The organism is Saccharospirillum sp. ABV4_185, assembly GCF_056159245.1.
Window position 1 is genome coordinate 3,165,323 of the sequence record NZ_JBSWUW010000001.1, and the last position, 21,767, is coordinate 3,187,089.

The window sequence follows — 21,767 nt, forward strand, 5'->3', positions numbered from 1 at the left end:
TGAAGGCGCAAGAGGCGCAGACGTATATACGCTTGAATCGGCAAGGTCAAGTTTTGGCAGCCATAACGCCTTCGCAAAAAGGCGCAATTAAAGCCCCATAAACACCGCTCTTAGCGCCATATCGCAAGCTTTTGCCGGACGATCCCCGACCTCCAGGTGACAGATCCGATATAACTTTCGCCTTGGACCAAGGCCTTTTATAGTGACTTCAGGCAATCTTAATTGCACTCGACAGTTAGGTGTTTGCCCGCAGCTTCAGAACCGGGTACCACCCGGTTGCCTCAATACTGATTAGACAAAGGAGTCCGCTGGCGTGTCGTTTTTTGCCATTATCGCCATCATTGCACTGATTGCCCTGATGTTCGGTGGTCTCTATATCAGCCGATTGGCGCACCAACGCGAAATTGAAGACAGCGAAATGCGCGAAGCCTTGCGAGTGCGTCGCTCACGCCAGCATAAGGTTGAAGAATTATTCGATACCTTGATGTCTTACGACCGTAACCCCGAACTATTGATGCATCTGCAATCCATGCTGATCGAAGACGCTCAAAGATTGCTGGAGTTGGCGCCTGACGATAAGCACTCACAAGATCGCCTGCAATATTATCAAGACCTGGAACGCACTATTGAGGCGCTGGGTGACAATGCCAACCAGCCATTGACGCCCACCACCGATCGTGAAATTTTGCTGATGAAACGTCACTTCAGTCGCACCGCCAAACTGATCAATCGTCGCATTACCGATGGCGCCTTAACCGAAGGCGAAGCCGATGTGCATCTGGAGCGGCTGCGTCGTCGCACCTTAGAACTGGAGGCGGAAGCCTATAAATTGCAGGCGGTTCAGGCTCGTGAAAATGGCGATCTGGCCATCGCAGCGGCGTACTATAAACACGCCAAAGACATGCTGATTAATTCAGATATTCACTACCAGGATAAGACCGAACAAATCCGCAAACTGTCACGGTTGATTGCTGGGCTTTATACTTCCGAGTTCGACGAGTCGGATAAAAAAGAAGACGCCAAGGCCTTACCCAACGCCAGCCAATCTGCCTCCGATAAAGGTTGAAGCCACGTAAATCGCTCAACCCTCTCCCCGTCCCGTTCGACACTGGATTGAAAGCTTTCCAAGGGACGCACCCATAGATCAAAGTTGCCGTATAAGCACTGATAAACCACCAAAGGCGCTTCCGTTTCACTGTGATGCGACAAGCCGATCACGCGATATTTCGGGCCTTTAAAATGTTGGTAGATGCCGGGTCGAACCACCGTCATTGTGCGCTCCAATTATTGCCATAAAAAAAACCAGCCGATGTTCGTTACATACAGCTGGTTTAGATTAACACTGAACGGAATTATGAACTTAAACAACTGCGTCTGAAGCTGTCATCCAAATCCAGCGGCAACACCAAAGTACTGAATTCCAGAGCATTCGAAGCAGTGCATAGATCGTTGACCGAACTATCAGTTAGGTTAGATGACAAATCATCATCCTCTTCTGGGTATTCAGCATTCAAAACCGGTTTTTCAGCATCGATAAAAGGGACCAGCATGTCGCATTCATCGTACTGGAAGCACTGCTCATTCACCGAAAAATCGTAGTAATCGACTAAATCTTCCACCTGATCCAGATCGTTTTTCAAGCCGACGGAGAGATTTCGCTTGTGCGCTTCATTGGCAATAAAACGGTTATAGGCCAATTGATCGCGAGCGGTAAAATTAAAACCGGGATTGTTCAAATAGCCGTCCATATTGTCCGGCTCGACGCCATCACAGCCCTTGTCTTTCGCCGTATCCAGACGCGCCTTCATAATGCGATGAACATTCGTCGAGCGTATATCGAGCCAGCGCTCGTCTTCCCAACCATCAAGCGTCTTGCCCAGTTCGTTGCCGTTAAATTCGCCTTCATCATCGCGCCAATCTTCGTATGAACCGGCGGAGAAGTAGCAAATCACATTGCGACCAGCGGCTTGCAGGTCAGAGATAGTACTTTCTGACGTATCAAAGAGGTCTACATCGTAGATTTCGACATTATAGGTATCATTTAACGACTCGCCGTCAGGCACCAGCAGTTGCCATTGCCAGGTGACTTCCGGGCTTGGTTTATACCAATCACCACCGGTAATTGGATCAACATCGACCGGCAACGGCATGGTCCGGTTTAGTACCGATGAACCCGAAACCTGACAACCAGCAAGAAAGATAACGACAGAACTGACCAGAAACCCAACTGCTCTCATGGGTACTCTCTCTAATCACCAAGGGAAATGTCGCCGTTAAACGACGACGAAACCGAATTTTAGCTCAGCAAATACAAAGCTAATCGATTATTTGTGCAACGCTTTGTTACACCGGTTTCGTCAAGTCATTGACTTCAAAGCAGAGCGCGCTCTTCTTCTCGCAACGTCAAAACTTCATAGCCGTCCTCGGTGACCGCTATAGTGTGCTCCCACTGCGCCGACAATTTTTTATCGGCAGTCACCACCGTCCAGCCGTCCGGCTTGGTTCTCACCTTGGCCTTACCCTGATTGATCATGGGTTCGATGGTGAAAGTCATGCCCGCTTCCAGCGGTAAGCCGGTCCCGGCACGACCGTAATGCAGTACCTGAGGAGCCTCATGCATCTCAGTGCCAATGCCATGGCCGCAATATTCACGGACCACGCTGTAGCCCTGACGTTCTGCATACTCCTGGATAGCGTGACCAATGTCGCCCAGCGTCGCGCCTGGTCGGATCAACTCTATGCCCTGCCACATGGCTTTATAGGCCTGATCAACCAAGCGCTGCGCTGGCGCTGAAATGACGCCAAGACAATACATTTTGCTGGAGTCGGCAATGTAACCGTTCTTCTCCAGGGTGATGTCGATATTGACGATATCGCCGTCTTTCAGGAACTGAGTTGCCGAGGGCACGCCATGGCAAACAACGCGATTAATCGACGAGTTGAGCACATACGCATACCCATACTGACCTTTACTGGCGGGCCTGGCGTGCAGTTCATCAACGATATAACGCTCTACCCAATCGTTGATTTGCATGGTCGAAACGCCAACCGTGATCTTAGTGTCCAAATAAGCAAAAACCGCTGCCAGTAGACGCCCGGATTCATGCATGCGAGCCAGTTGCTCGGCGTTTTTCAGACTAATGCTGCTCAAGGCTGACCTTCTCCAGATCAACCGCCGCCCGATTCATCTGTTCGCGAATAATCTCACTAAAGGTTAACTGAGGGTTGGCTTCTGCCAGCATGCCGATCTTCAGCCAGAACTCAGCCTGAGCATTAATGGAACGTACCATGGCGGCACTGGCTTTACGCACTTCATCGTGCATTTCATCGCTGATCTTAACGATTCCCATCTTGGCCTCGATATATGATTTATATACATATCATATATCGACCAGCCTATATCAACAAGCCGTACGGGTCATCAGCGCTAATGCCTGGCGGCAGACCAACGTTTTAGCTTCGGGATTTGTCGCGCTGCCAACCAGGCTAACAAGGCGGGAAAGTCCTGCTCTTTCATCTTGGCAATACAGAACTGCTGCATTTGTTCCACGTCGAAGTCCGGCTGGGTAAAGGCACCGCCCTGATAACAATAGTGGCAGTAGAGCGCGCTTTTTTGGCCATTGGCCTCGGTACCCGCCTTGGCAGGATCGCCTTTCATCGGCATACCACAGCTTTGACACTGCTTTTCCATGTTCTCTCCAGGCGGTCTGATTCGTGCCTACTACTTTAGGCAAGCATCACAAAAGCGAACACCTTTATTTGCTGCCCTTTGAAATACTGCTTTTATGCCCAAAGTACTAAGGGTCCTTCGCTTGAAAGGAGTTTTTCATGTTTGTGTTATCCGCTATTTATCTACTGATCGGGTTAGTGCTACTGGGAGGTGGCAGCTGGCTCTTGGTTCTGGGCGGCAGTTGGTACTACGCCCTCGCCGGTCTGGCTTTAATCGCTATTGCCATCACCACCGTCAAACACCGTCGCCTGGCACAATGGCTTTATGCCGCCTTACTGGCAGCAACGGCATTATGGTCCCTGGCCGAATCGGGTTTCTATTGGTGGCCACTGGCAACCCGCCTTGGCCTGCTCTTGTTACTCGCCATTCCGTTACTGTTTCCGTTTCGACCAAGATCGCCCGGCATTGCTGTTTTGCTTCCGGTCTGGGCCCTGGTCAGCCTTGGCCTGCTATCGAGTTTGGCCGTCGATCCGACCCAGACCGAAGGTCAGATCGATTCATCCACGCCACTGGCCAACGCATCTTTGGGTGGTAGTCCTGACGCCAGTTGGCCTGCCTACGGCCGTAATAACTACGGGCAACGCTATTCACCGCTGGAGCAAATCAATGTCGATAATGTCGGCGATCTGGAATTAGCCTGGCAATATCAGACGGGAGACCTCAAGGGGCCGAACGACGTCACCGAAACCACCTATGAAGCAACGCCATTAAAGATCGGCAATAGCCTCTATCTGTGTACACCGCACAACTGGCTCATTGCGCTGAATGCCGACAGCGGTGAAGAACAGTGGGTCTATGACGCCCAGGTGCCGCCGGAAAGTCAGCGTCAGCATCAAACCTGTCGCGGCGTTTCCTTTTTACCGCCCACCAATGGTGATGCTGAAGACCTGAGCGCCCAATCAAGCCCAACCTTGGCGCAAAATCTCGACAGTATGAATTGCGATGCGCAGCTGTTTATGCCGACTTCCGATGCGCGTCTTATCGCGGTTGATCCGGAAACCGGCGCCCGCTGCGCCAACTTCGCCAACGACGGTGTGCTTGATCTGATGCATAACATGCCGTTCCGACAAAATGGCTATTACTACTCCACCTCACCGCCGGTTGTTGCCGATGGCAAAGTCATCGTTGCCGGCTCGGTTAACGACAACTACGACACCCAGTCTCCTTCCGGTGTTATCCGCGCCTACGACGCTAAAAGTGGTGAGTTGGTATGGAACTGGGATCCGGCTCATCCGCAAGACACCGCTCCCATTGCCGAAGGTGAAACCTATTCGACCAGTTCACCGAACAGCTGGTCGGTTGCCAGCGCCGATGAAGAATTGGGTTTGATCTACTTCCCCATGGGCAATCGTACGCCCGATCAGCTGGGCATGTATCGCACCGAAAATGAAGAGCGCTTTGCGTCTTCCGTCGTAGCGCTGAGCCTGCAAAGCGGCCAGGTGGAATGGGTGCAGCAGTTTGTCCATCACGACCTCTGGGATATGGATACTCCGGCCCAGCCGGTACTGTTGGATCTGGAAACCGACAGCGGTCCCCAGCCGGCACTCGTGGTGCCGACCAAACAAGGGGATGTTTATGTGCTGAACCGGGCGACGGGTGAACCGATCATTCCGATCACCGAGCAACCCGCGCCTCAGGGTGCCATTGAAGGCGACTACACCGCGGAAACCCAACCGATTTCGGGTTTAACGTTCCGGCCGCCAACCATGCGCGAGGCCGATATGTGGGGGGCTACGCTGATCGACCAGATGATCTGTCGTATTCAATTCCAGTCGCTGGATTACCGGGGTCAGTACACCGCGCCATCGGAACAAGGCACCATCGTCTATCCAGGTAACTTTGGCGTGTTCAATTGGGGCAGCATTGCAGTTGATCCAGAACAGCAGGTGATGTTCGGCATGCCGCTCTACCTGGCGTTCACCTCTAAACTGGTGCCCAAAGAAGGCCAGGATCTGGGTGATACCAACCAGGGCGAGGCCGGTATCAACGAAAACGCCGGCGCACCTTATGCGGTGGAAATGAAGCCTTTCCTGTCACCGCTGGGCGTCCCTTGCCAGCAACCACCCTGGGGTTATGTTGCCAGTGCCGATTTGACTACCGGTGAGATTATTTATCGCCACAAAAACGGCACCATCTACGACATGACGCCATTGCCGTTGCCGATTGAGATGGGTGTTCCTGGTATTGGTGGCCCGATCATCACCGCTGGCGGCGTATCTTTCCTCGCCGCAACCGTTGATGATTATTTGCGTGCTTACGACTTGAGTACCGGTGAGCAACTGTGGCAAGCACGTCTGCCTGCAGGTGGTCAGGCAACGCCGATGACTTACCTCAACAGCCAGGGTGAACAGATGGTTGTTCTGGTGGCCGGTGGTCATGGTTCTATCGGCACCACCATTGGTGATTATGTCGTGGCTTATAAACTGCCCTAGGCGTCGCCAATCCCTGAATAAAAAACCCGGCCAAGTGCCGGGTTTTTTTCAATCATCTTCAAGTGCGAGCCCGATCTGGATTCAGTTTTTCACCAGTAGGTCCACCGTTTTAGATCGATGCAGTTGCACATCATTGATCAAGGTGACCAGAACAAAACTCAATAACATCAGCAAATACCAGGAACTTAATTTAGATAAAGACACCATTTGCCAGTGGCTCGACTGATTGGGATATATCCAGATGTTGGCGTAGGTCGCCAGATTTTCAGCCAGCCAGATAAACAACGCCACTAAAAACCAGCCTAGCAACAAAGGCATTTGTCGGTGCGTTTTTACTACGTTGAAGTAAATAGTAGTGCGGTAAAACATCACCGCCGTCGCCGCCAACAACAGCCAACGAAGGTCCCACCAATAATGATGTGTGAAAAAATTCAGGTAGATCAAAAGCACCAACAACAGCGTCGCCCACCGTGGAGGATAATAGGAAAAATGGAACTCAAAAATCCGCCAGATACGCGCAATATAACTACCCACCGCGCTATACATAAAACCCGTAAACAGTGGCACATTGCCAAGTTGAAACACAGCTTGTTCAGGGTACACCCAGGAGCCGATAGCATCGGAGGTTTTAAACAACTCCATAACAGTCGCAACCAAATGGAACACCAGTATCACCACCGATTCACGCCAGGTTTCCAGACCACTGACCAAGAGCACGACTTGAGCTGCAATAGCGGCAAGAAAAATAAAGTCATAACGATGCAGGCTTTCCAGCGGATACCAGAAATGGGTAATCAACATAACAGCCAGTAAAAAGCCGCCAAACAAACAGGCATAGGCCTGCTTCAAAGCAAAGATCCAGAATTCAAGCAGCCAACGCATAGCACAATTCCCTGTAAAACGGCCGGCAAGATAATCGATTTTTGTCAAAAAATCTCGGCAACCATCTCTAGCATCGGCTGCTCGCGAAACACACCCTGCTCAATGGGCTTAAAACCAGCCTCGGCATAGAGCCCGCCATCGAGATACAGGGTTCGCAAATACAGTTCGCGTACACCGACTTCTTTGGCGCGCTGCCTCGCCTGGTCCACCAACTGCACTGCCAGTCCTTGACCTCGGTACTCAGGAAGCACATAGACACCATCCAACCAAAATCTTGCGTCGTCATCCTCGGAGGTTGCATGGGTTTTAACTTCAGCGATGCCGATAAGGTTATCGCCATCCAATAGCAACACCATAAAAGGCGTTGGCTCTGGTTCTGTGCAGGCAAGCACCTTGGTCAAAACTTTTTGGTAACCCTTAGGATCTTGATCGATAACCCATTGGTTAAAAATCCATTCGGCAACCTGGGAGGCGTATTCTGGGCGCTTAGATAACAGGGTCCATTGATACATGCTGGTTTTACTACCTGGGTTCAGACGAAGGATTGGCGGCATTCATCAACACATCGATTAGCCATAAAACATGACGTTCTAAGTAGTCGATATCCGCCAGATATAGTTCCAGGTGACCGGCGCCAATATCGGCGTCGAATTTCTTATCGCCGACGATGGCTTGCTCACGCATAAAGGTAACCAACGCCTGCAAGCGCAGGATCATCAACTCGACTAAGTGCGCTCGCTGATCAAAGGCCAGACCATAGGCGTCGAGAAAACGGCGTGCCCGCTCAAGTGGTTTTTCGAGTTCGGGAAGGGAATGATTCGATAACGACTTTAGCGGCGCCCAGCAATACACCGCATAGGCTATATCCCACAGTCGAGGGCCAGGATGGGCAGTATCAAAGTCAAACACCCCAACCACCCGATCGCACTTCAGGACGACGTTATAAGGCGCATAGTCACCGTGGCAAATCACCTCTGCCGGCTGTTGTGGTGGCAGCATCCATTGGTCGTTAGCGATAGCCGAGTGCCGCAAAAAACTGACGCTAGAATCGTGCAATTGGCGTAACAATTGGGCGGCTGACGTTAATGCAGTTTCGGTAGCTACCGGCCCGGTCTCAACGTCATCGTAGGTGTCGCCCGCTAATAACGACAGTCGCTCATAAGAGTCATCTATGGCTATGACTTGAGGACTGCCGACAAAGCCAGACTGTTGTAAGTGATTCAACAACAGGTGGACAGCTCGATACCCTGCACCTAAAGGACGCACAATACTGGAATCTTCTATTCGAATACCGCTGCGCAACGTTGGTTCCACTCATCACTAAACCAGATCATCATTTAGAACTGTTGTGTTCAATGCAAGTCGAGTGGCCAGGAATAACGCGCAAAAAAAAAAACGCCGACAAATTGTCAGCGTTTTCATTTCCAAGTCAGCGATCAGACCCGCTCGATCACGGTACTGATACCCTGCCCCAGACCGATACACATGGTCGCAAGACCGAACTGGCCACTGTTCTGCTCCATAACGTTCAGCAAGGTGCCGGTAATGCGCGCACCGGAACAACCGAACGGATGACCCAGAGCGATGGCGCCGCCGTGCAGGTTGACCTTGTCGTCCATCTTATCGAGCAGTTTCAGATCCTTCAGCACCGGCAAGGCCTGGGCGGCGAAGGCTTCGTTCAGTTCGACGTAGTCGATGTCGTCGATGCTCATACCCAATTTCTTGAGCAGCTTTTTGCTTGCCGGTACCGGGCCGTAACCCATGATCGACGGATCGACACCGGCCAGTGCCATGCCGCGAACCACTGCGCGCGGTTTCAAACCCAAAGCTTTGGCGCGGCCATAGCTCATCACCAGCATAGCGGAAGCACCATCGGTGATCTGGCTGGAAGTACCGGCGGTTACTGTACCGGCTTTCGGATCGAAGGCCGGACGCAGCTGGCTCAGGCCTTCCACCGTGGTTTCCGGACGAATGGTTTCGTCGTGGATCATACGGTAGGGGTTGCCGTCGGCATCGTGCCCCTGGCGAGCGATGATTTCGTTATCGAAGTTGCCGGCCTGCGTCGCCTGGTGGGCGCGCATGTGCGAGCGGTAGCCAAATTCGTCCTGAGCTTCACGGCTGATGCCGTGCATCTTGGACAGCAGTTCTGCAGTCAGGCCCATCATGCCGGACGCCTTGGCGGCCTTCTGCGACAGCATGGGGTTCGGATCGACACCGTGCATCATGTCGACGTGGCCCATATGTTCAACGCCGCCGATGACAAATATGTCGCCGTTGCCGGACTGGATATTGGCGGTGGCGATGTGCAGCGCGCTCATTGAGGAACCACACAAACGGCTGACGGTCTGCGCCGTCACGGTGTGCGGAATATCGGTCAGCAACTGCATCATGCGGGCGATGTTCCAGCCCTGTTCTTTGGTCTGGTTCACGCAGCCCCAGATGATGTCGTCAATCTCGGCCGGGTCCAGCGCTTCGTTGCGCGCCAGCAGACCATTGACCAGATCGGCGCTGAGGTTTTCGGCGCGGGTGAAGCGGTAGCTGCCACCCTTGCTGCGGCCCATGGGGGTACGGCCGAAATCGATGATGACGGCGTCGTTATCGCGAATACTCATAGTGACTGTTCTCCCGTCTTAACCGTGAAACGTCTGGCCGTTTTTGGCCATGTCGCGCAGTTTGGCTGTCGGCTCGTACAGCTTGCCGAGGTCGGCATAGCGGTCGCACAGCGCTACGAATTCGGCGACACCGGTGTCGTCGATGTACTTGAGCGCACCACCACGGAACGGCGGGAAGCCGATGCCGTAGATCAGGCCCATATCGGCCTCGGCGGCGGTGTCGACGATGCCGTCTTCCAGGCAGCGAACGGTTTCCAGACACATCGGAATCATCAGGCGATTGATGATGTCTTCTTCGCTCAGCTCCTGCTGTTGCTCGCGCACACTGGCAACCAGTTCGTGCGCGGTTTCATCGGAGACTTTTTTCGGTTTGCCTTTCTTGTCGGTTTCATAACGATAGAAGCCATGGCTGTTTTTCTGGCCATAACGCTTCTCGTCGTACATCACCTGAATGGCGGATTTGAAATCTTGCTTCATGCGATCAGGGAAACCTTCGGCCATCACTTCCTGGGCGTGCACGCCGGTGTCGATACCGACCACGTCCATCAGGTAAGCCGGGCCCATCGGCCAGCCGAATTTTTCCATGATCTTGTCGACTTGCTCGAAGTCGGCGCCGTCGCGCATCAGCATGGCGAAGCCACCGAAATACGGGAACAGGATGCGGTTAACCAGGAAGCCCGGGCAGTCGTTGACGACGATCGGCGTCTTGCCCATCTTCTGCGCGTAGGAGACGACGGTGGCGACGGTTTCATCGCTAGTCTTTTCACCGCGAATCACTTCCACCAGCGGCATCCGATGCACCGGGTTAAAGAAGTGCATGCCGCAGAATTGTTCCGGCTTCTTCAGCGCCGTGGCCAGTTCAGTGATGGAAATGGTTGAGGTGTTCGAGGCCAGTACCGCATCATCACGCAACTGACCTTCGGCTTCGGCCAGCACGGCCTTCTTCACCTTGGTGTTTTCCACCACGGCTTCGACGACCACGTCGACGTTGCCGAAGTCACCGTAAGACAGCGTTGGGCGAATGCGGTTCAGCACATCGGCCATGCCACGCGCATCCAAACGGCCGCGATCGACCAGTTTGGAGAGCAGTTTTGCAGCTTCGTCGAGGCCGAGTTGAATGCCTTCCTCGGCGATGTCTTTCATCAAAATCGGCGTGCCTTTATAGGCGCTTTGGTAGGCGATGCCGCCGCCCATGATACCGGCGCCCAGCACAGCAGCCTGCTTAACGTCTTTAGCGACTTTGACGTGGCCCTTGGCGATCTTCTTGATCTTCTGATCGTTGAGGAACAGGCCGATCAGGTTTTCTGCGGTCAAGGTCTTGGCCATCTTGGCGAAGCCCTTGGCTTCAATCGCCAGTGCTTTATCACGCTCAAAACCGGCGTGTTTCTGGATGGTTTTTACCGCTTCAACCGGCGCCGGGTAATTGCGGCCGGCTTGACCGGCGACATAACCTTTGGCGGTTTCGAACACCATCATGCTTTCGATGTTGTTCAGCTGCAGCTTGCCTTTCTTCTGCTCGCGGCGGGCTTGGTAATCGACTTCGCCGGAGACCAGGCGACCCAGCAGACTCAGAGCGGTATCGCGCAGTTCATCCGGTTCGGCGATGGCATCGACCGCACCGATTTTAAAAGCATCATCCGGGCGGTTTTCTTTGCCCGAGGCAATCCACTCGATGGCGTTGTCAGCGCCGACCAGGCGCGACAGGCGCACGGTGCCGCCGAAGCCCGGGTAGATGCCCAGTTTGATTTCCGGCAGGCCGACCTTGGCTTTGGTCGACATCACCCGGTAGTCGGCCGACAACGCCATTTCGAAACCACCGCCGAGCGCCAGGCCGTTGATGGATACAACGGTCGGGAACGGCAGGTCTTCGAAGGCGCTGAACAGTTCGTTGACGGTCAGGATATCGGCGATGACGCCGTCCTCGTCCTTGGCGAACCAGGTGAGAAATTCGGTAATGTCGGCGCCGACGATAAAGCTGTCTTTGGCGCTGGAAACCAGCAGGCCTTTAACGTCGCTGGCAGCCAGCGCCTGAGTGGCTTCACCCAGTTCGTTCAAGGTGGCCTGGTTGAACTTGTTGACGGACTCGTCCTGCAGGTCGAACACCATCTCGGCCAGGCCGTTATCCAGTGCTTCGACGCGAATGCCCTTACCCTGATAGATCATCGATGCTCTCCGTTTGTATCGCTGTCCAGGTTGTCGTCGGGCCTGATTGGCCGCTTGTGAAGGCATGGATGGTGCCTGCTAGGCGGCTGAACAAGCCTGTTTGAACGGCCTTTACAGCGTCCGGTTATGTCTGAATCAAACACCAGTTTCAAACGATTGTTTGATTGTGGCGCCTACCATAGCCCCTGGCCGTTATAAGTCAACCAGGACTGCGCCTGGCACTGTCCGATTATGTCCATTACTAGGAAAGTATAGAGGCCAATCGCTGCAACGTTTCCCGAACTGCGGGTAATTGGTCAATGCCACTTTCATCCCAACTGACGCCGACACCGTCGGCCTGGGCGTCCACCACACTGTATTGCTGCGGCAAATCATTCAAAAAACCAACCAAGGCGCTCATCTGTGCATCGGTTGCGCGCTTGTCGTCCGCCCAGATCCAGCCATCGGGCAGGAAGGCGCTGGAGACACCCGTGGTGCGCAAGACCGTAAAGGATGGTGCCTGTGCCTTGGGGAAGGCATGCAATAAACGATAGAGGGTGCGCAGTTCATGTTTTTCGCCGACGCGACCTTCAACGCTGGTATCCGGTACTTTCAGGCTGTACAGCTTCATGCCCTGGCTCAACGCTGCGCTGCGCAATTGGCTGAGACGCCGATCGTGCGCACTGGGCTTGAGCCACATAAAAGCACCCGCGACGGTTAAAATGGCGAAGATAATAAAGAGATTGGCAAACATCAGTTTCTCCCGATAAGCGGTTGCATTCAGGCGCGCTCTTCCAATTCAGCCCAGCGTTCAAAGCAGACTTCCAGATCTTGCTGAGCCACATTTAACTGATCTAAAACCGCCTGGGTTTCAGTGTGATCACCCTGATAAAAGTCAGCAGCACCGACCTTGGCTTCCAATTTGGCAATCTGCTGTTCCAGGGTTTCGATCTGGCCCGGGAGCGCATCGTATTCGCGCTGCTCTTTATAGCTGAGCTTTTTAGCGGCCGGTTTCTTGGCTGCCGGTGCACGGTTTGCCGTTACACCACTTTGCCCGGGTGCCGACTTAGCCGAAGCCTTTTCCGTTCCGGCATCGGGCCAGCGGCCGCCTTGTGCCAGCCAGTCTTCATAACCACCGGCGTACTGACGAATCACACCCGCGCCTTCGAACGCCCAGGTGCGGGTCGCCAGTTGGTCGATAAAGTAACGATCGTGGCTGACCAGCAATAAAGTGCCGTCGAAATCTCCCAGCCGATCAATCAGCAGTTCGAGCGTTTCGATATCCAGATCGTTGGTCGGCTCATCGAGCACCAGAAAGTTGGCGGGCTGACTGAACAGTCTCGCCAGCAGCAGACGGTTGGTTTCACCGCCGGACAACTGCCGTACCTGCATGCGTGCCCGATCCGGGGTGAACAAAAAGTCTTCCAGATAGCTGATTACGTGACGCTTGCGGCCGCCCAGTTCGAGAAAATCGCGACCTTCAGCGACGGCATCAACCACGCGCAATTCCGGGTCGAGCCGGGCGCGGGCCTGATCAAAGTACGCCACTTCCAGCCGCGTGCCCTGCTCGACCGTGCCGTCAGTCGGCTCAAGATCCCCGAGGATTAATTGGATCAAGGTACTTTTGCCGATGCCGTTGGGGCCTAACAAAGCAATGCGATCGCCGCGCTGCACCAGAGCGGTAAAATCCTGCACCAGAGTTTTATCGTCGTAACCGAAGCTGGCGTGTTCCAGGCTGACCACCTGCTTACCGGAACGACTGGCGGCTTCGATCTCGAAATCACTTTGACCAACACGATCACGACGCGCTTTCACATCCTGACGTAACGCCTTAAGCGCCCGGACACGACCTTCATTACGGGTCCGACGTGCCTGGATGCCCTGACGAATCCAGGCTTCCTCTTCGGCCAGTTTGCGATCCTGGGACGCCCGATGCTTCGCCTCTTCGGCCAGTTGCGCATCCTTGGCATCCAGATAAGCACCGTAGGGCGCGGGAAAATCGCTCAGCTTGCCGCGATCGAGTTCAACAATGCGCGTCGCCACCTTATCGATAAAACGCCGGTCGTGGGACACGAACACCAGAGTGCCGGCGTAGTCGAGCAGGAAATCTTCCAGCCATTCCACCATGGCGATGTCCAGGTGGTTGGTCGGCTCGTCGAGGATCAGAATGCCGGGGCGGCTGATCAAGGCACGCGCTAACAAGACTCGGCGACGCCAGCCACCGGATAAGGTTTTAAAAGCCACGCTGCCGTCGAGCCGTAACCGACTCAGAATGGCGTCGAGTGTCGATTGCACCTGCCAGCCTTCCTGGCGCTCAATCTCATGCTGCAGTCGATCCAGGCGCGCCAGATCCGGTGCTTCTTTGGTGCTTTCCTGATCATAATCGCGCAGCACCTGCCCCAGATTACCCAATCCTTCGAGGACAACTTCACGCACCGGTCGATCATCGCCCGTGGGCAAATCCTGTTGCAGGTGCGCCAGGGTGGTGCCTTGTCGGCGACGAATTTCACCCTCATCGACCGTACGCCCCCCCAACAGCAGGCTCAGCAACGTCGATTTACCGGCACCGTTTTTGCCTACCAGACAAAGCCGGTCGCCGGCCTCCAGCGTCAGGTTGGCTTGGTCCAGCAAAGGGGCCGCGCCCAGAGAGAAACTGACGCGATCTAATACAACCAGGCTCATCTTGAGTCCTTACATGAATTCATCATTGAGATTATCGGAAAAGCCCGTATGAAGCGGCTCAGCCTTACTTTTGGCACTGTTGAGCCCAACCGGCTTCCCCTACTGTCTGCGATAATTTTCCCAGAGGTGATTTTCCGTGGCAAAAAAACTCCCTACAGGTCCCCTTATCGCCGTTGTTCTAGTCGTGCTGACTTTGCTCTGGCTATTAACCGGATCAAATGATGACGCCGTCGACGAACCGACATCCACAACCGACACTCAGCTGAGCCTGATTCCCGAGGTGCAGGTGCGCACTCTGGAAGCTCAAGGTGTGCGTCGCAGCCTAACCATCAACGGTGTCACCGAACCCGATCGCAGCGTCGCCATCGCCAGTGAAACCAGCGGCCGTGTACTCGAGCTGCTGAAAAGCGCCGGCGACCAGGTGGGCGACGGTGAACTGATCGCCCGCATTGATCCGCGCGATCTGAACGCCCAGTTGCGCACCGCTCGTGCCAATCTCGAACAGGCGCGTCTTGAATACGAAGGTGCGCAGCGTCTGGGCAACCAGGGTCTGCAAAACCGCTCGCAACTGGCTGCTGCCGAGGCGCAATTCCAAAGCGCTCAGGCACAACAGGAAGCACTCGAGCTGGCGTTGCGTGATACTCAGATTCGCGCGCCCTTCTCCGGTGTTCTGGAAAGTCTCGACATCGAAGTGGGTACCTTTGTCTCGCCCGGCCAAATCGTCGCGCAAGTGTACGACTACGACCCCATGCGTGTCGTGGGCGAAGTACCGGAAACCGATGTCAATTTCCTAAGCGCAGGTCAAAGTGCCACCGTTTCTCTGGTTACTGGTGAAGAATTGACCGGTGAACTGACCTTCGTGGGTACCGTGGCTAATCCTGCCACCCGTACTTTTAAAGTGGAAATTGCGGTTCCGTCCAGCCCTAAAAATCTGTCCGGCGCTACCGCCAAGGCGTCCATCATGCTCAATGAACAACAGGGTCACTATGTCAGTCCTGCGCTGTTGAACATCAATGACTCTGGCGATATGGGCTTGAAAACGGTCAACAGCAATAACCGGGTTGAATTCTCCCCTGTCACCATTGTGCGCTCCGACACCGGCGGTGTCTGGGTAACGGGGCTGCCGCGTGAAGCGACGCTGATCGTTGTTGGTCAGGGCTTTGTTAACGCCGGCGATGAAGTCAAGCCGATCGCTGTCAGTGGTAATAACCTGGCAGCCGGACAGTAACGGGAGAGCTTCATGATCGGTTTTATTCAAGCGGCACTCAGCCGCGTTCGGACGGTAATGTTGTTTTTCGGGTTACTGGTCATTAGCGGCATCGTCGCGCTGATCAATATCCCGAAAGAAGCCGACCCGGACATCACCATTCCTTACGTCTATGTCGGTACCGGCATTGATGGCATTTCGCCGGAAGACGCCGACCGCCTGTTGGTGAATCCGTTGCAGAAAGAACTCGAAGGCATTGAAGGCCTGAAAGAGCTGGTCAGTACCGCCAGTGAAGGTCGTGCCTCGTTCCAGCTGGAATTCGATATCGATGCTGATATCGATGAAGCGCTGGATGAAGTTCGTGAAGCCGTGGACCGCGCCAAGGGCGAACTGCCGGCCGATGCCGACGAACCCTCGGTTATGGAGATTAACCTCTCCCAGTTTCCGGTATTGAACGTATCGCTGTCGGGTCACGTTGATGATCGCGTGCTGTTCCATATCGCCGAAGATTTGCAGACCAATCTGGAATCGATCCAGGGCGTGCTGGAAACTCCGATTCAGGGTATTCGCGATGAAGTGGCTGAGATCATTATCGATCCGGCCAAGATGGCCAGCTATAACATCTCGCAAAGCCAGTTGGTGCAGTTGGTTTCCAACAACAACCAGTTGGTAACAGCAGGCAGCATGGATACTGGCGCGGGTCGTTTCTCCATCAAGATTCCGGGTCTGATCGAGACCGAAGACGACATCCTTGATCTGCCGGTCAAGGTGGATGGCGACACCGTGGTCCGTTTTCGCGACATAGCCGTTGGTCAGCGGACCTACAAAGACCCCGACTCGCTGTCGCGTGTGAACGGTCAACCAGCGGTAACACTGGAGATCGTCAAGCGTTCCGGCGCCAACATCATCGAAACCATTCAACAGGTGAAAGCCAAGGTCGAAGAAATTCGTCCGGAGTGGCCTGACGCGGTGGAAGTGACCTACACCCAGGACAACTCGGTGATGATCGAGCAGCAGTTGGATGACCTGTTCAACTCGGTTCTGCTGGCCACTTTGCTGGTGTTTATCGTTATTGTTTCAGCCTTGGGTGTGCGTTCGGCGTTCCTTGTCGGCCTGGCGATTCCGGCTTCCTTCCTGACCAGTATTCTGGTGCTGTCGATGCTCGATATTTCATTGAACATCGTGGTGCTGTTCTCGCTGATTCTCTGTGTCGGTATGTTGGTCGACGGTGCCATTGTGGTTACCGAATACGCTGATCGGCGCATGTCTGAAGGTGCCCACCGCAAGAGCGCTTACCGCGAAGCGGCCACCCGTATGGCCTGGCCGATTGCCGCCTCCACTGCCACGACTCTGGCGGTGTTTATGCCGCTGCTGTTCTGGCCGGGTATCGCCGGTGAGTTTATGGGCTTCCTGCCCAAAACCGTCATCATCACGCTCTGTGCCTCTCTGGTTATGGCACTGATTGCCGTACCGGCTTTCGGTACGATGTTTGGCAAAGCAGCGCGCGTCTCGGAAGAGAAAAAGCACGGTATGGATGCCATTGACCATGGCGATCTGAGCGAAGTTCGCGGCGGCCTGGGCGTTTATATCCGTTTGCTCAGTGTGTTGCTGAAGCGTCCGCTGATGGCACTGGGCCTGGTGTTCGGCGTGATCGTACTGATCATCGTGATGTTCTCTGTCCGTTCGACCAACGTCGAGTTTTTCCCGGCCGTTGATTCGGAGTTCGGCGGCATTGTGATCAAGGCACGTGGCAACCTGTCGCTGCAGGAACGCGATGTGCTGGTCAAGCAGGTGGAATCCCGCGTTCTGGGTATGGATTCGGTTAAGACCATCACCACCACGGTTTCCGCGGTTCCCGGTCGTACCGACTCTGAAGACACCATCGGTTCTTTGATGATGGAGTTTGTCGACTGGCAATACCGGCCTGATTCGGACACGGTATTGCGTAACGCCGTTGAACGCGCCTCGGGTATTCCTGGCCTGAAGGTGGAATCCCAGGTACCACAGATGGGTCCGACCACCGGTGTCGATATCCAGATGCAGTTCTTCGGCCCAACGCGCGAAACGCTCTATGCCACGGTCGATGCCATGGTGCAACGACTGACGCGCGACGAGCGCATTGAATCGGTCAACGACAACCGTCCGCTGGATGGCCTGGAGTGGCTGATTGATGTCGATCGCGAAGCCGCCAGCCGTTTCAACGTCAGCCTGAATGCCATTGGTTCTGCAGTACGCATGATCACCGATGGCGTTCAGCTGGGCTCTTATCGGCCTAACGATGCGGACGAAGAAGTCGACATCCTGATTCGCTACCCGTTCAACGGTCGCGACCTGGAACAGATCGATGAACTGACGGTGACTTCCAACGGTGACCAGGTTCCGATCAGCAACTTCATCACCCGTACAGCCCAGAACAAAGAGGGCGATGTCTACCGCACCGACGGCCGTATGACCGTCAACGTGGATATCAACCTGGCCGAAGGTGAACGTGTTGACCTGATGATTCAGGAGATCCAGCAAGCACTGACGCAGGCCCGCGCTGAAGGCGACCTGCCGTCGGGTGTTGATTTCCGCTTCACTGGCGACCAGGAAGAACAGGCTGAAACCATGGCCTTCCTCGGCGGTGCATTCCTGATCGCCCTCTTTGTCATGGTCATTATCCTGGTTACCCAGTTCAATTCCTTCTACCAGACCTTCCTGATCATGCTGGCGATCCTACTGTCCACGGTCGGGGTGATGGTCGGTATTATTCTGACCGGCGCGAGTTTTGTGGTGGTCATGAGCGGGGTTGGCATCATCGCCCTGGCGGGGATTGTGGTGAACAACAACATCGTTTTGATCGACACCTACAACGTCATCCGCAAACAGGGCGTACCGGCCATGGATGCGGCGCTGATCACCTGTGCCCAGCGTCTGCGCCCGGTGATTCTGACCACCGTCACGACTATTCTGGGTCTGTTGCCGATGGTGTATCAGTTGACCATCAACTTCTTCGAGCGCTCTGTCACCGTTGGCGCGCCGTCGTCTCAATGGTGGACGGCTCTGGCTACCACCATCGCCGGCGGCCTGCTGTTTGCCAGCCTGCTGACGCTGGTGTTCACACCCTGCATGTTGATCCTGGGCGAACGCGTCCAGGCCTTCATTGCTCGCAAACGCGGTCACACAGCCGAAGTCTGAGCTGACCCGCTGACCCGCCCTGTAAAGGGGCGGGTCTTTTCTTTTCAGTGCCCAATAAAGCAGCTAGTCTGACAATCTCTTTCTAACGCCCATCGAACATCTGCGTTACAGCGCAACGGTCGGGTTATTGTTTGTTGTGAGGCTTGTGGACATGAACGCACCGCTGCTGCGAATGCTGACTGTCTTCTGTCTGGCCGGCACCCTGCCCGTCCTGGCGGATGACGCATCGCTGTCGGAAGACTATAACCAGGCGTTACAAAGCCTGAATCAGAACGATTTGGACTTTGCCGACCTCAATCGCTGGAAACATCTGCCGCTCTACCCGCACCTGGTCACTCACTGGGCCATGCGTCATCCCGACGCTATCGATACCGACTGGTTCGCCAACCAACTGTTAAAGCCTGAATGGCAGGCCGCCGGCTGGGAGTTCCGTCAAACCTGGCTGGAAGAGCTGGCGCAGCGCGAACAATGGTATCGCTACGTTCTGTTTGACCAGGCCTGGGCCGGCGCTGGTCATCCCTGCCGACGCTTCCAGGCACAGCAAGCGCTGGGTGAGCCGCTGGTCGATGAACAATTGCGCCAACTGTGGTTAACCGCCGAGTCACTGCCCGATTATTGCAATCCCTTTCTGGAACGGCTTAAGCAGGCGGATGACTACAACGAACTGGTCTGGCAACGCCAGTTGCTGGCCTTTGAAGCCCGCAACAGTGCCATGTTGCGTTATCTGAATGATCAATATGACGAGCCACAATGGCGTCAACGCGGACAACGGCTACGCGCTATCTACCTCAGTCCGGCCGGCCTGTTCAATCAGCCCTACAACCCGGACGAGGCATGGCAACGTGACCTGGCGTTAGCCGCTATCGATCGGCTGGCGTTTCGCGCACCACAGATAGCATCCAACTTCTGGGTCGACCTGATCAAACGGACGCCCGACTTTAGCCAGGCCGACATTCAAGCGACCTCCGGCTATCTGGGCATTGCCATGGCCAAGCTGGCGCTGCCACAGGCCGACTATTGGCTGGGTATTGCCGACCCCAAACGCGGTAACGAAGAAATCCAGCACTGGCGCCTGCAGGTCGCCCTGGCGGACAACAATTGGATGCAGATCGCCAGCCTTTATCGGGCGCTGGATGAGTCACTCCAGGACAGCAGCCAATGGCGTTACTGGTCAGCCATCGCCGAACAACATCTGGATATGGGTGATACCTCCGAGCAGCAGTTAGCGAGCCTGGCCCAGGAACGCTCCTACTATGGTTTTCTGGCCGCTGCAGCGCTCGATCAGCCGGCCGAACTGAACCTCGATGAATACCCTCCGATCAAGACCCGTCGGCCTATCGCCGAACGTCCCAACTTGCAGCGCGCCCTGGCACTCTATGAGGCGGGCGACATTGTGCGCGCTCAGATCGAATGGAATCTGGCGCTGGATGCCTTCACGCCCGAACAAATGATGGAAGCCGCCCAGTTAGCGCAGAGTCGGAATTGGTACCATAAGGCATCCCAGACGGCGGGTATGAGTGGTCGTTATGGCGAATTAACGCTGCGCTACCCGACTCCCTTTGCCGATCTGGTTGGCGAGTTGACCGAAACAGCAGCCGTGCCGAGACACTGGTTATATGGTGTTATGCGCCAGGAAAGTCACTTTATGACTCAGGCACGATCGCCGGTGGGTGCGCGTGGGCTTATGCAGTTAATGCCTTATACCGCGCGCAGTATGGCGATCAAATCCGGATTGAATTATCACGGTGAGGACGACCTGAACGATCCGACGCTGAATATCACCCTGGGTCGTAATTACCTGGATCAGATGCAGCGCCGCTTTGGTCATCCGGTCTACGCGACGGCGGCTTACAATGCCGGCCCCACCAAAGTTACCAGTTGGTTGGACCGTTACCCGGCGGACCTGCGCGTCTGGATTGAATCCATTCCCTTCGATGAAACCCGCAACTACGTCAAATCAGTGCTGACCTACGCCCAGATCTACGCCATGCGCGACGGCCAGAACTGGACGCTCGCCAGTTGGCTCGACCAACCCAACCTGGCGTCGCTGGGTGATGATTCCTGAGCCGCTGAACTAGCTGACGGATTCGAGCTGCGCGCTATCACCCAGGCGCAGTTCACTGACGCCACGGGCAACCGCATTCATACCGAAGATGGTTTTGCCGTTAAAGCGGCTGTGGGTTTTTAACGCCGCCGCCACCTCTCGTTGATAGATGCCAGAATCCGGGTCCACCGCTGGAATGCTGCAACGTTCGCAGGGTTTGAGTAATTGCAGATGACCAGCGGCCAGCGTTAAACGTCCCAACTCCAGCTCCTGATCCATCGGCAAACCGTCCACCACTATGTTGGGACGAAAGCGACGCACGTCGAGCTGGACCCCCGCCCGTTCGTTAAGTCCATCCAGAGAACTCTGATTGCACAGCAACAGTGGATAGCCATCTGCAAAGCCAACGCGTTCGTGCTCCAGAGCAGCCGGGTCCGGTACGCGCCGTTGCGAATCTGTGCCGACATACACCAAGCGCACCGTCTTACCCACTTTGTCGCTGAACCAGGCCGACAGCTCGGCTGAGACTTCCCAGCCATCCAGCTCATCTTTCCAGACCGTTACCCGTATCGGCGCATTGCTGGCGACGCTCCTGGTGAGATCGCGATAATCGCCATCGGGCGCGCTGATGCGATAACCATCGCCCTGCACCTGCACACCAAAATTGGCCAGCTGTGGCATATCGCGCTGACTGACAAAACGGTTCTTGGCGTTGATCAGCATCCAGCGGCGATCGTCCACTGGACCGGCTGCATCGAATGGCAGCCGATCAACTGCAATACCGGCAAGTGATTTGATGGGGTAATGGAACAGAGCGGTAATCTGAGCGGTAAACGACATGACAGCAGGGTCCGCAAGG

18 protein-coding genes are annotated in these 21,767 nt (G+C 55.0%); 5 read left to right on the forward strand and 13 right to left on the reverse strand.

Going from position 1 to position 21,767, the window contains the following annotated elements:
- Positions 1-313 precede the first annotated feature (313 nt).
- The gene (locus tag ACXAE6_RS15080) at positions 314-1,066 is read left to right on the forward strand and encodes a hypothetical protein (protein WP_475150211.1); all 753 of its coding nucleotides are present in this window, start codon (positions 314-316) and stop codon (positions 1,064-1,066) included.
- Here the strand turns inward: ACXAE6_RS15080 and ACXAE6_RS15085 are convergent.
- The 5 genes from ACXAE6_RS15085 to ACXAE6_RS15105 all read right to left on the reverse strand — a co-directional run bounded on the left by ACXAE6_RS15085 (position 979) and on the right by ACXAE6_RS15105 (position 3,691).
- Positions 979-1,272: a DUF1653 domain-containing protein gene (locus tag ACXAE6_RS15085; protein ID WP_475150214.1), complete on the reverse strand. Its 294-nt coding sequence runs from the start codon at positions 1,270-1,272 to the stop codon at positions 979-981. The genes ACXAE6_RS15080 and ACXAE6_RS15085 overlap by 88 nt on opposite strands.
- An 80-nt stretch (positions 1,273-1,352) precedes the next feature.
- A complete protein-coding gene (locus ACXAE6_RS15090) occupies positions 1,353-2,150 on the reverse strand; it encodes an endo alpha-1,4 polygalactosaminidase (RefSeq protein ID WP_475150217.1) in 798 nt (265 codons plus the stop codon).
- 221 nt (positions 2,151-2,371) lie between these two features.
- Positions 2,372-3,151: a type I methionyl aminopeptidase gene (gene map, locus ACXAE6_RS15095; RefSeq protein ID WP_475150222.1), complete on the reverse strand. Its 780-nt coding sequence runs from the start codon at positions 3,149-3,151 to the stop codon at positions 2,372-2,374.
- The gene (locus tag ACXAE6_RS15100; protein ID WP_392800900.1) at positions 3,138-3,350 is read right to left on the reverse strand and encodes a ParD-like family protein; all 213 of its coding nucleotides are present in this window, start codon (positions 3,348-3,350) and stop codon (positions 3,138-3,140) included. The genes map and ACXAE6_RS15100 overlap by 14 nt, the downstream gene beginning before the upstream one ends.
- A gap of 77 nt (positions 3,351-3,427) precedes the next feature.
- Positions 3,428-3,691, reverse strand: a complete 264-nt coding sequence (locus ACXAE6_RS15105) for a zinc ribbon domain-containing protein (protein ID WP_475150227.1) — start codon at positions 3,689-3,691, stop codon at positions 3,428-3,430.
- 137 nt (positions 3,692-3,828) lie between these two features.
- Here ACXAE6_RS15105 and ACXAE6_RS15110 point away from each other — a divergent pair, with 137 nt between their 5' ends.
- Positions 3,829-6,162 (forward strand): membrane-bound PQQ-dependent dehydrogenase, glucose/quinate/shikimate family, encoded by a 2,334-nt coding sequence (locus ACXAE6_RS15110; RefSeq protein WP_475150232.1) that lies wholly within the window; start codon positions 3,829-3,831, stop codon positions 6,160-6,162.
- Positions 6,163-6,243: 81 nt separating this feature from the next.
- Here ACXAE6_RS15110 and ACXAE6_RS15115 read toward each other — a convergent pair whose 3' ends face one another.
- The 7 genes from ACXAE6_RS15115 to ACXAE6_RS15145 form a co-directional block, all read right to left on the reverse strand.
- Positions 6,244-7,044: a DUF817 domain-containing protein gene (locus ACXAE6_RS15115; RefSeq protein ID WP_475150234.1), complete on the reverse strand. Its 801-nt coding sequence runs from the start codon at positions 7,042-7,044 to the stop codon at positions 6,244-6,246.
- 44 nt (positions 7,045-7,088) lie between these two features.
- Entirely contained in the window at positions 7,089-7,598 is a 510-nt protein-coding gene (locus ACXAE6_RS15120; RefSeq protein ID WP_475150237.1) for a GNAT family N-acetyltransferase, read from the reverse strand.
- The gene (locus ACXAE6_RS15125) at positions 7,567-8,358 is read right to left on the reverse strand and encodes a phosphotransferase (protein WP_475150243.1); all 792 of its coding nucleotides are present in this window, start codon (positions 8,356-8,358) and stop codon (positions 7,567-7,569) included. The genes ACXAE6_RS15120 and ACXAE6_RS15125 overlap by 32 nt, the downstream gene beginning before the upstream one ends.
- 122 nt (positions 8,359-8,480) lie before the next feature.
- Positions 8,481-9,656, reverse strand: a complete 1,176-nt coding sequence (fadA, locus tag ACXAE6_RS15130; RefSeq protein ID WP_392800882.1) for an acetyl-CoA C-acyltransferase FadA — start codon at positions 9,654-9,656, stop codon at positions 8,481-8,483.
- 18 nt (positions 9,657-9,674) lie between these two features.
- On the reverse strand, positions 9,675-11,819 hold the full coding sequence (gene fadB, locus ACXAE6_RS15135; protein WP_475150252.1) for a fatty acid oxidation complex subunit alpha FadB: 2,145 nt from the start codon (positions 11,817-11,819) through the stop codon (positions 9,675-9,677).
- A gap of 241 nt (positions 11,820-12,060) precedes the next feature.
- Positions 12,061-12,552 (reverse strand): hypothetical protein, encoded by a 492-nt coding sequence (locus ACXAE6_RS15140; protein ID WP_475150254.1) that lies wholly within the window; start codon positions 12,550-12,552, stop codon positions 12,061-12,063.
- Positions 12,553-12,578: 26 nt separating this feature from the next.
- Positions 12,579-14,480 carry an ATP-binding cassette domain-containing protein gene (locus tag ACXAE6_RS15145; RefSeq protein ID WP_475150258.1) on the reverse strand — a complete coding sequence of 634 codons (1,902 nt, stop codon included), beginning with the start codon at positions 14,478-14,480 and terminating at the stop codon, positions 12,579-12,581.
- Positions 14,481-14,664: 184 nt separating this feature from the next.
- Here ACXAE6_RS15145 and ACXAE6_RS15150 point away from each other — a divergent pair, with 184 nt between their 5' ends.
- The 3 genes from ACXAE6_RS15150 to ACXAE6_RS15160 all read left to right on the forward strand — a co-directional run bounded on the left by ACXAE6_RS15150 (position 14,665) and on the right by ACXAE6_RS15160 (position 20,929).
- Positions 14,665-15,708 carry an efflux RND transporter periplasmic adaptor subunit gene (locus ACXAE6_RS15150; RefSeq protein WP_475150264.1) on the forward strand — a complete coding sequence of 348 codons (1,044 nt, stop codon included), beginning with the start codon at positions 14,665-14,667 and terminating at the stop codon, positions 15,706-15,708.
- Between the two features lie 12 nt (positions 15,709-15,720).
- Positions 15,721-18,864, forward strand: a complete 3,144-nt coding sequence (locus tag ACXAE6_RS15155) for an efflux RND transporter permease subunit (protein ID WP_475150266.1) — start codon at positions 15,721-15,723, stop codon at positions 18,862-18,864.
- Positions 18,865-19,015: 151 nt separating this feature from the next.
- Positions 19,016-20,929 carry a lytic transglycosylase domain-containing protein gene (locus ACXAE6_RS15160; RefSeq protein WP_475150272.1) on the forward strand — a complete coding sequence of 638 codons (1,914 nt, stop codon included), beginning with the start codon at positions 19,016-19,018 and terminating at the stop codon, positions 20,927-20,929.
- Positions 20,930-20,938: 9 nt separating this feature from the next.
- On the opposite strand, the gene ACXAE6_RS15165 is transcribed toward ACXAE6_RS15160, so the two are convergent.
- Complete coding sequence (locus ACXAE6_RS15165; RefSeq protein WP_475150277.1) at positions 20,939-21,748, reverse strand: MOSC domain-containing protein; 810 nt, start codon at positions 21,746-21,748, stop codon at positions 20,939-20,941.
- Positions 21,749-21,767: the final 19 nt, after the last annotated feature.

Coding starts and splice junctions, on each gene's coding strand:
- ACXAE6_RS15085 (WP_475150214.1), bottom strand. CDS start 1,272: ATGACGGTGGTTCGACCCGGCATCTACCAACATTTTAAAGGCCCGAAA.
- ACXAE6_RS15090 (WP_475150217.1), bottom strand. CDS start 2,150: ATGCCGTTGCCGGTCGATGTTGATCCAATTACCGGTGGTGATTGGTAT.
- ACXAE6_RS15100 (WP_392800900.1), bottom strand. CDS start 3,350: ATGGGAATCGTTAAGATCAGCGATGAAATGCACGATGAAGTGCGTAAA.
- ACXAE6_RS15105 (WP_475150227.1), bottom strand. CDS start 3,691: ATGGAAAAGCAGTGTCAAAGCTGTGGTATGCCGATGAAAGGCGATCCT.
- ACXAE6_RS15110 (WP_475150232.1), top strand. CDS start 3,829: ATGTTTGTGTTATCCGCTATTTATCTACTGATCGGGTTAGTGCTACTG.
- ACXAE6_RS15115 (WP_475150234.1), bottom strand. CDS start 7,044: ATGCGTTGGCTGCTTGAATTCTGGATCTTTGCTTTGAAGCAGGCCTAT.
- ACXAE6_RS15120 (WP_475150237.1), bottom strand. CDS start 7,598: ATGCCGCCAATCCTTCGTCTGAACCCAGGTAGTAAAACCAGCATGTAT.
- fadA (WP_392800882.1), bottom strand. CDS start 9,656: ATGAGTATTCGCGATAACGACGCCGTCATCATCGATTTCGGCCGTACC.
- fadB (WP_475150252.1), bottom strand. CDS start 11,819: ATGATCTATCAGGGTAAGGGCATTCGCGTCGAAGCACTGGATAACGGC.
- ACXAE6_RS15140 (WP_475150254.1), bottom strand. CDS start 12,552: ATGTTTGCCAATCTCTTTATTATCTTCGCCATTTTAACCGTCGCGGGT.
- ACXAE6_RS15145 (WP_475150258.1), bottom strand. CDS start 14,480: ATGAGCCTGGTTGTATTAGATCGCGTCAGTTTCTCTCTGGGCGCGGCC.
- ACXAE6_RS15155 (WP_475150266.1), top strand. CDS start 15,721: ATGATCGGTTTTATTCAAGCGGCACTCAGCCGCGTTCGGACGGTAATG.
- ACXAE6_RS15160 (WP_475150272.1), top strand. CDS start 19,016: ATGAACGCACCGCTGCTGCGAATGCTGACTGTCTTCTGTCTGGCCGGC.
- ACXAE6_RS15165 (WP_475150277.1), bottom strand. CDS start 21,748: ATGTCGTTTACCGCTCAGATTACCGCTCTGTTCCATTACCCCATCAAA.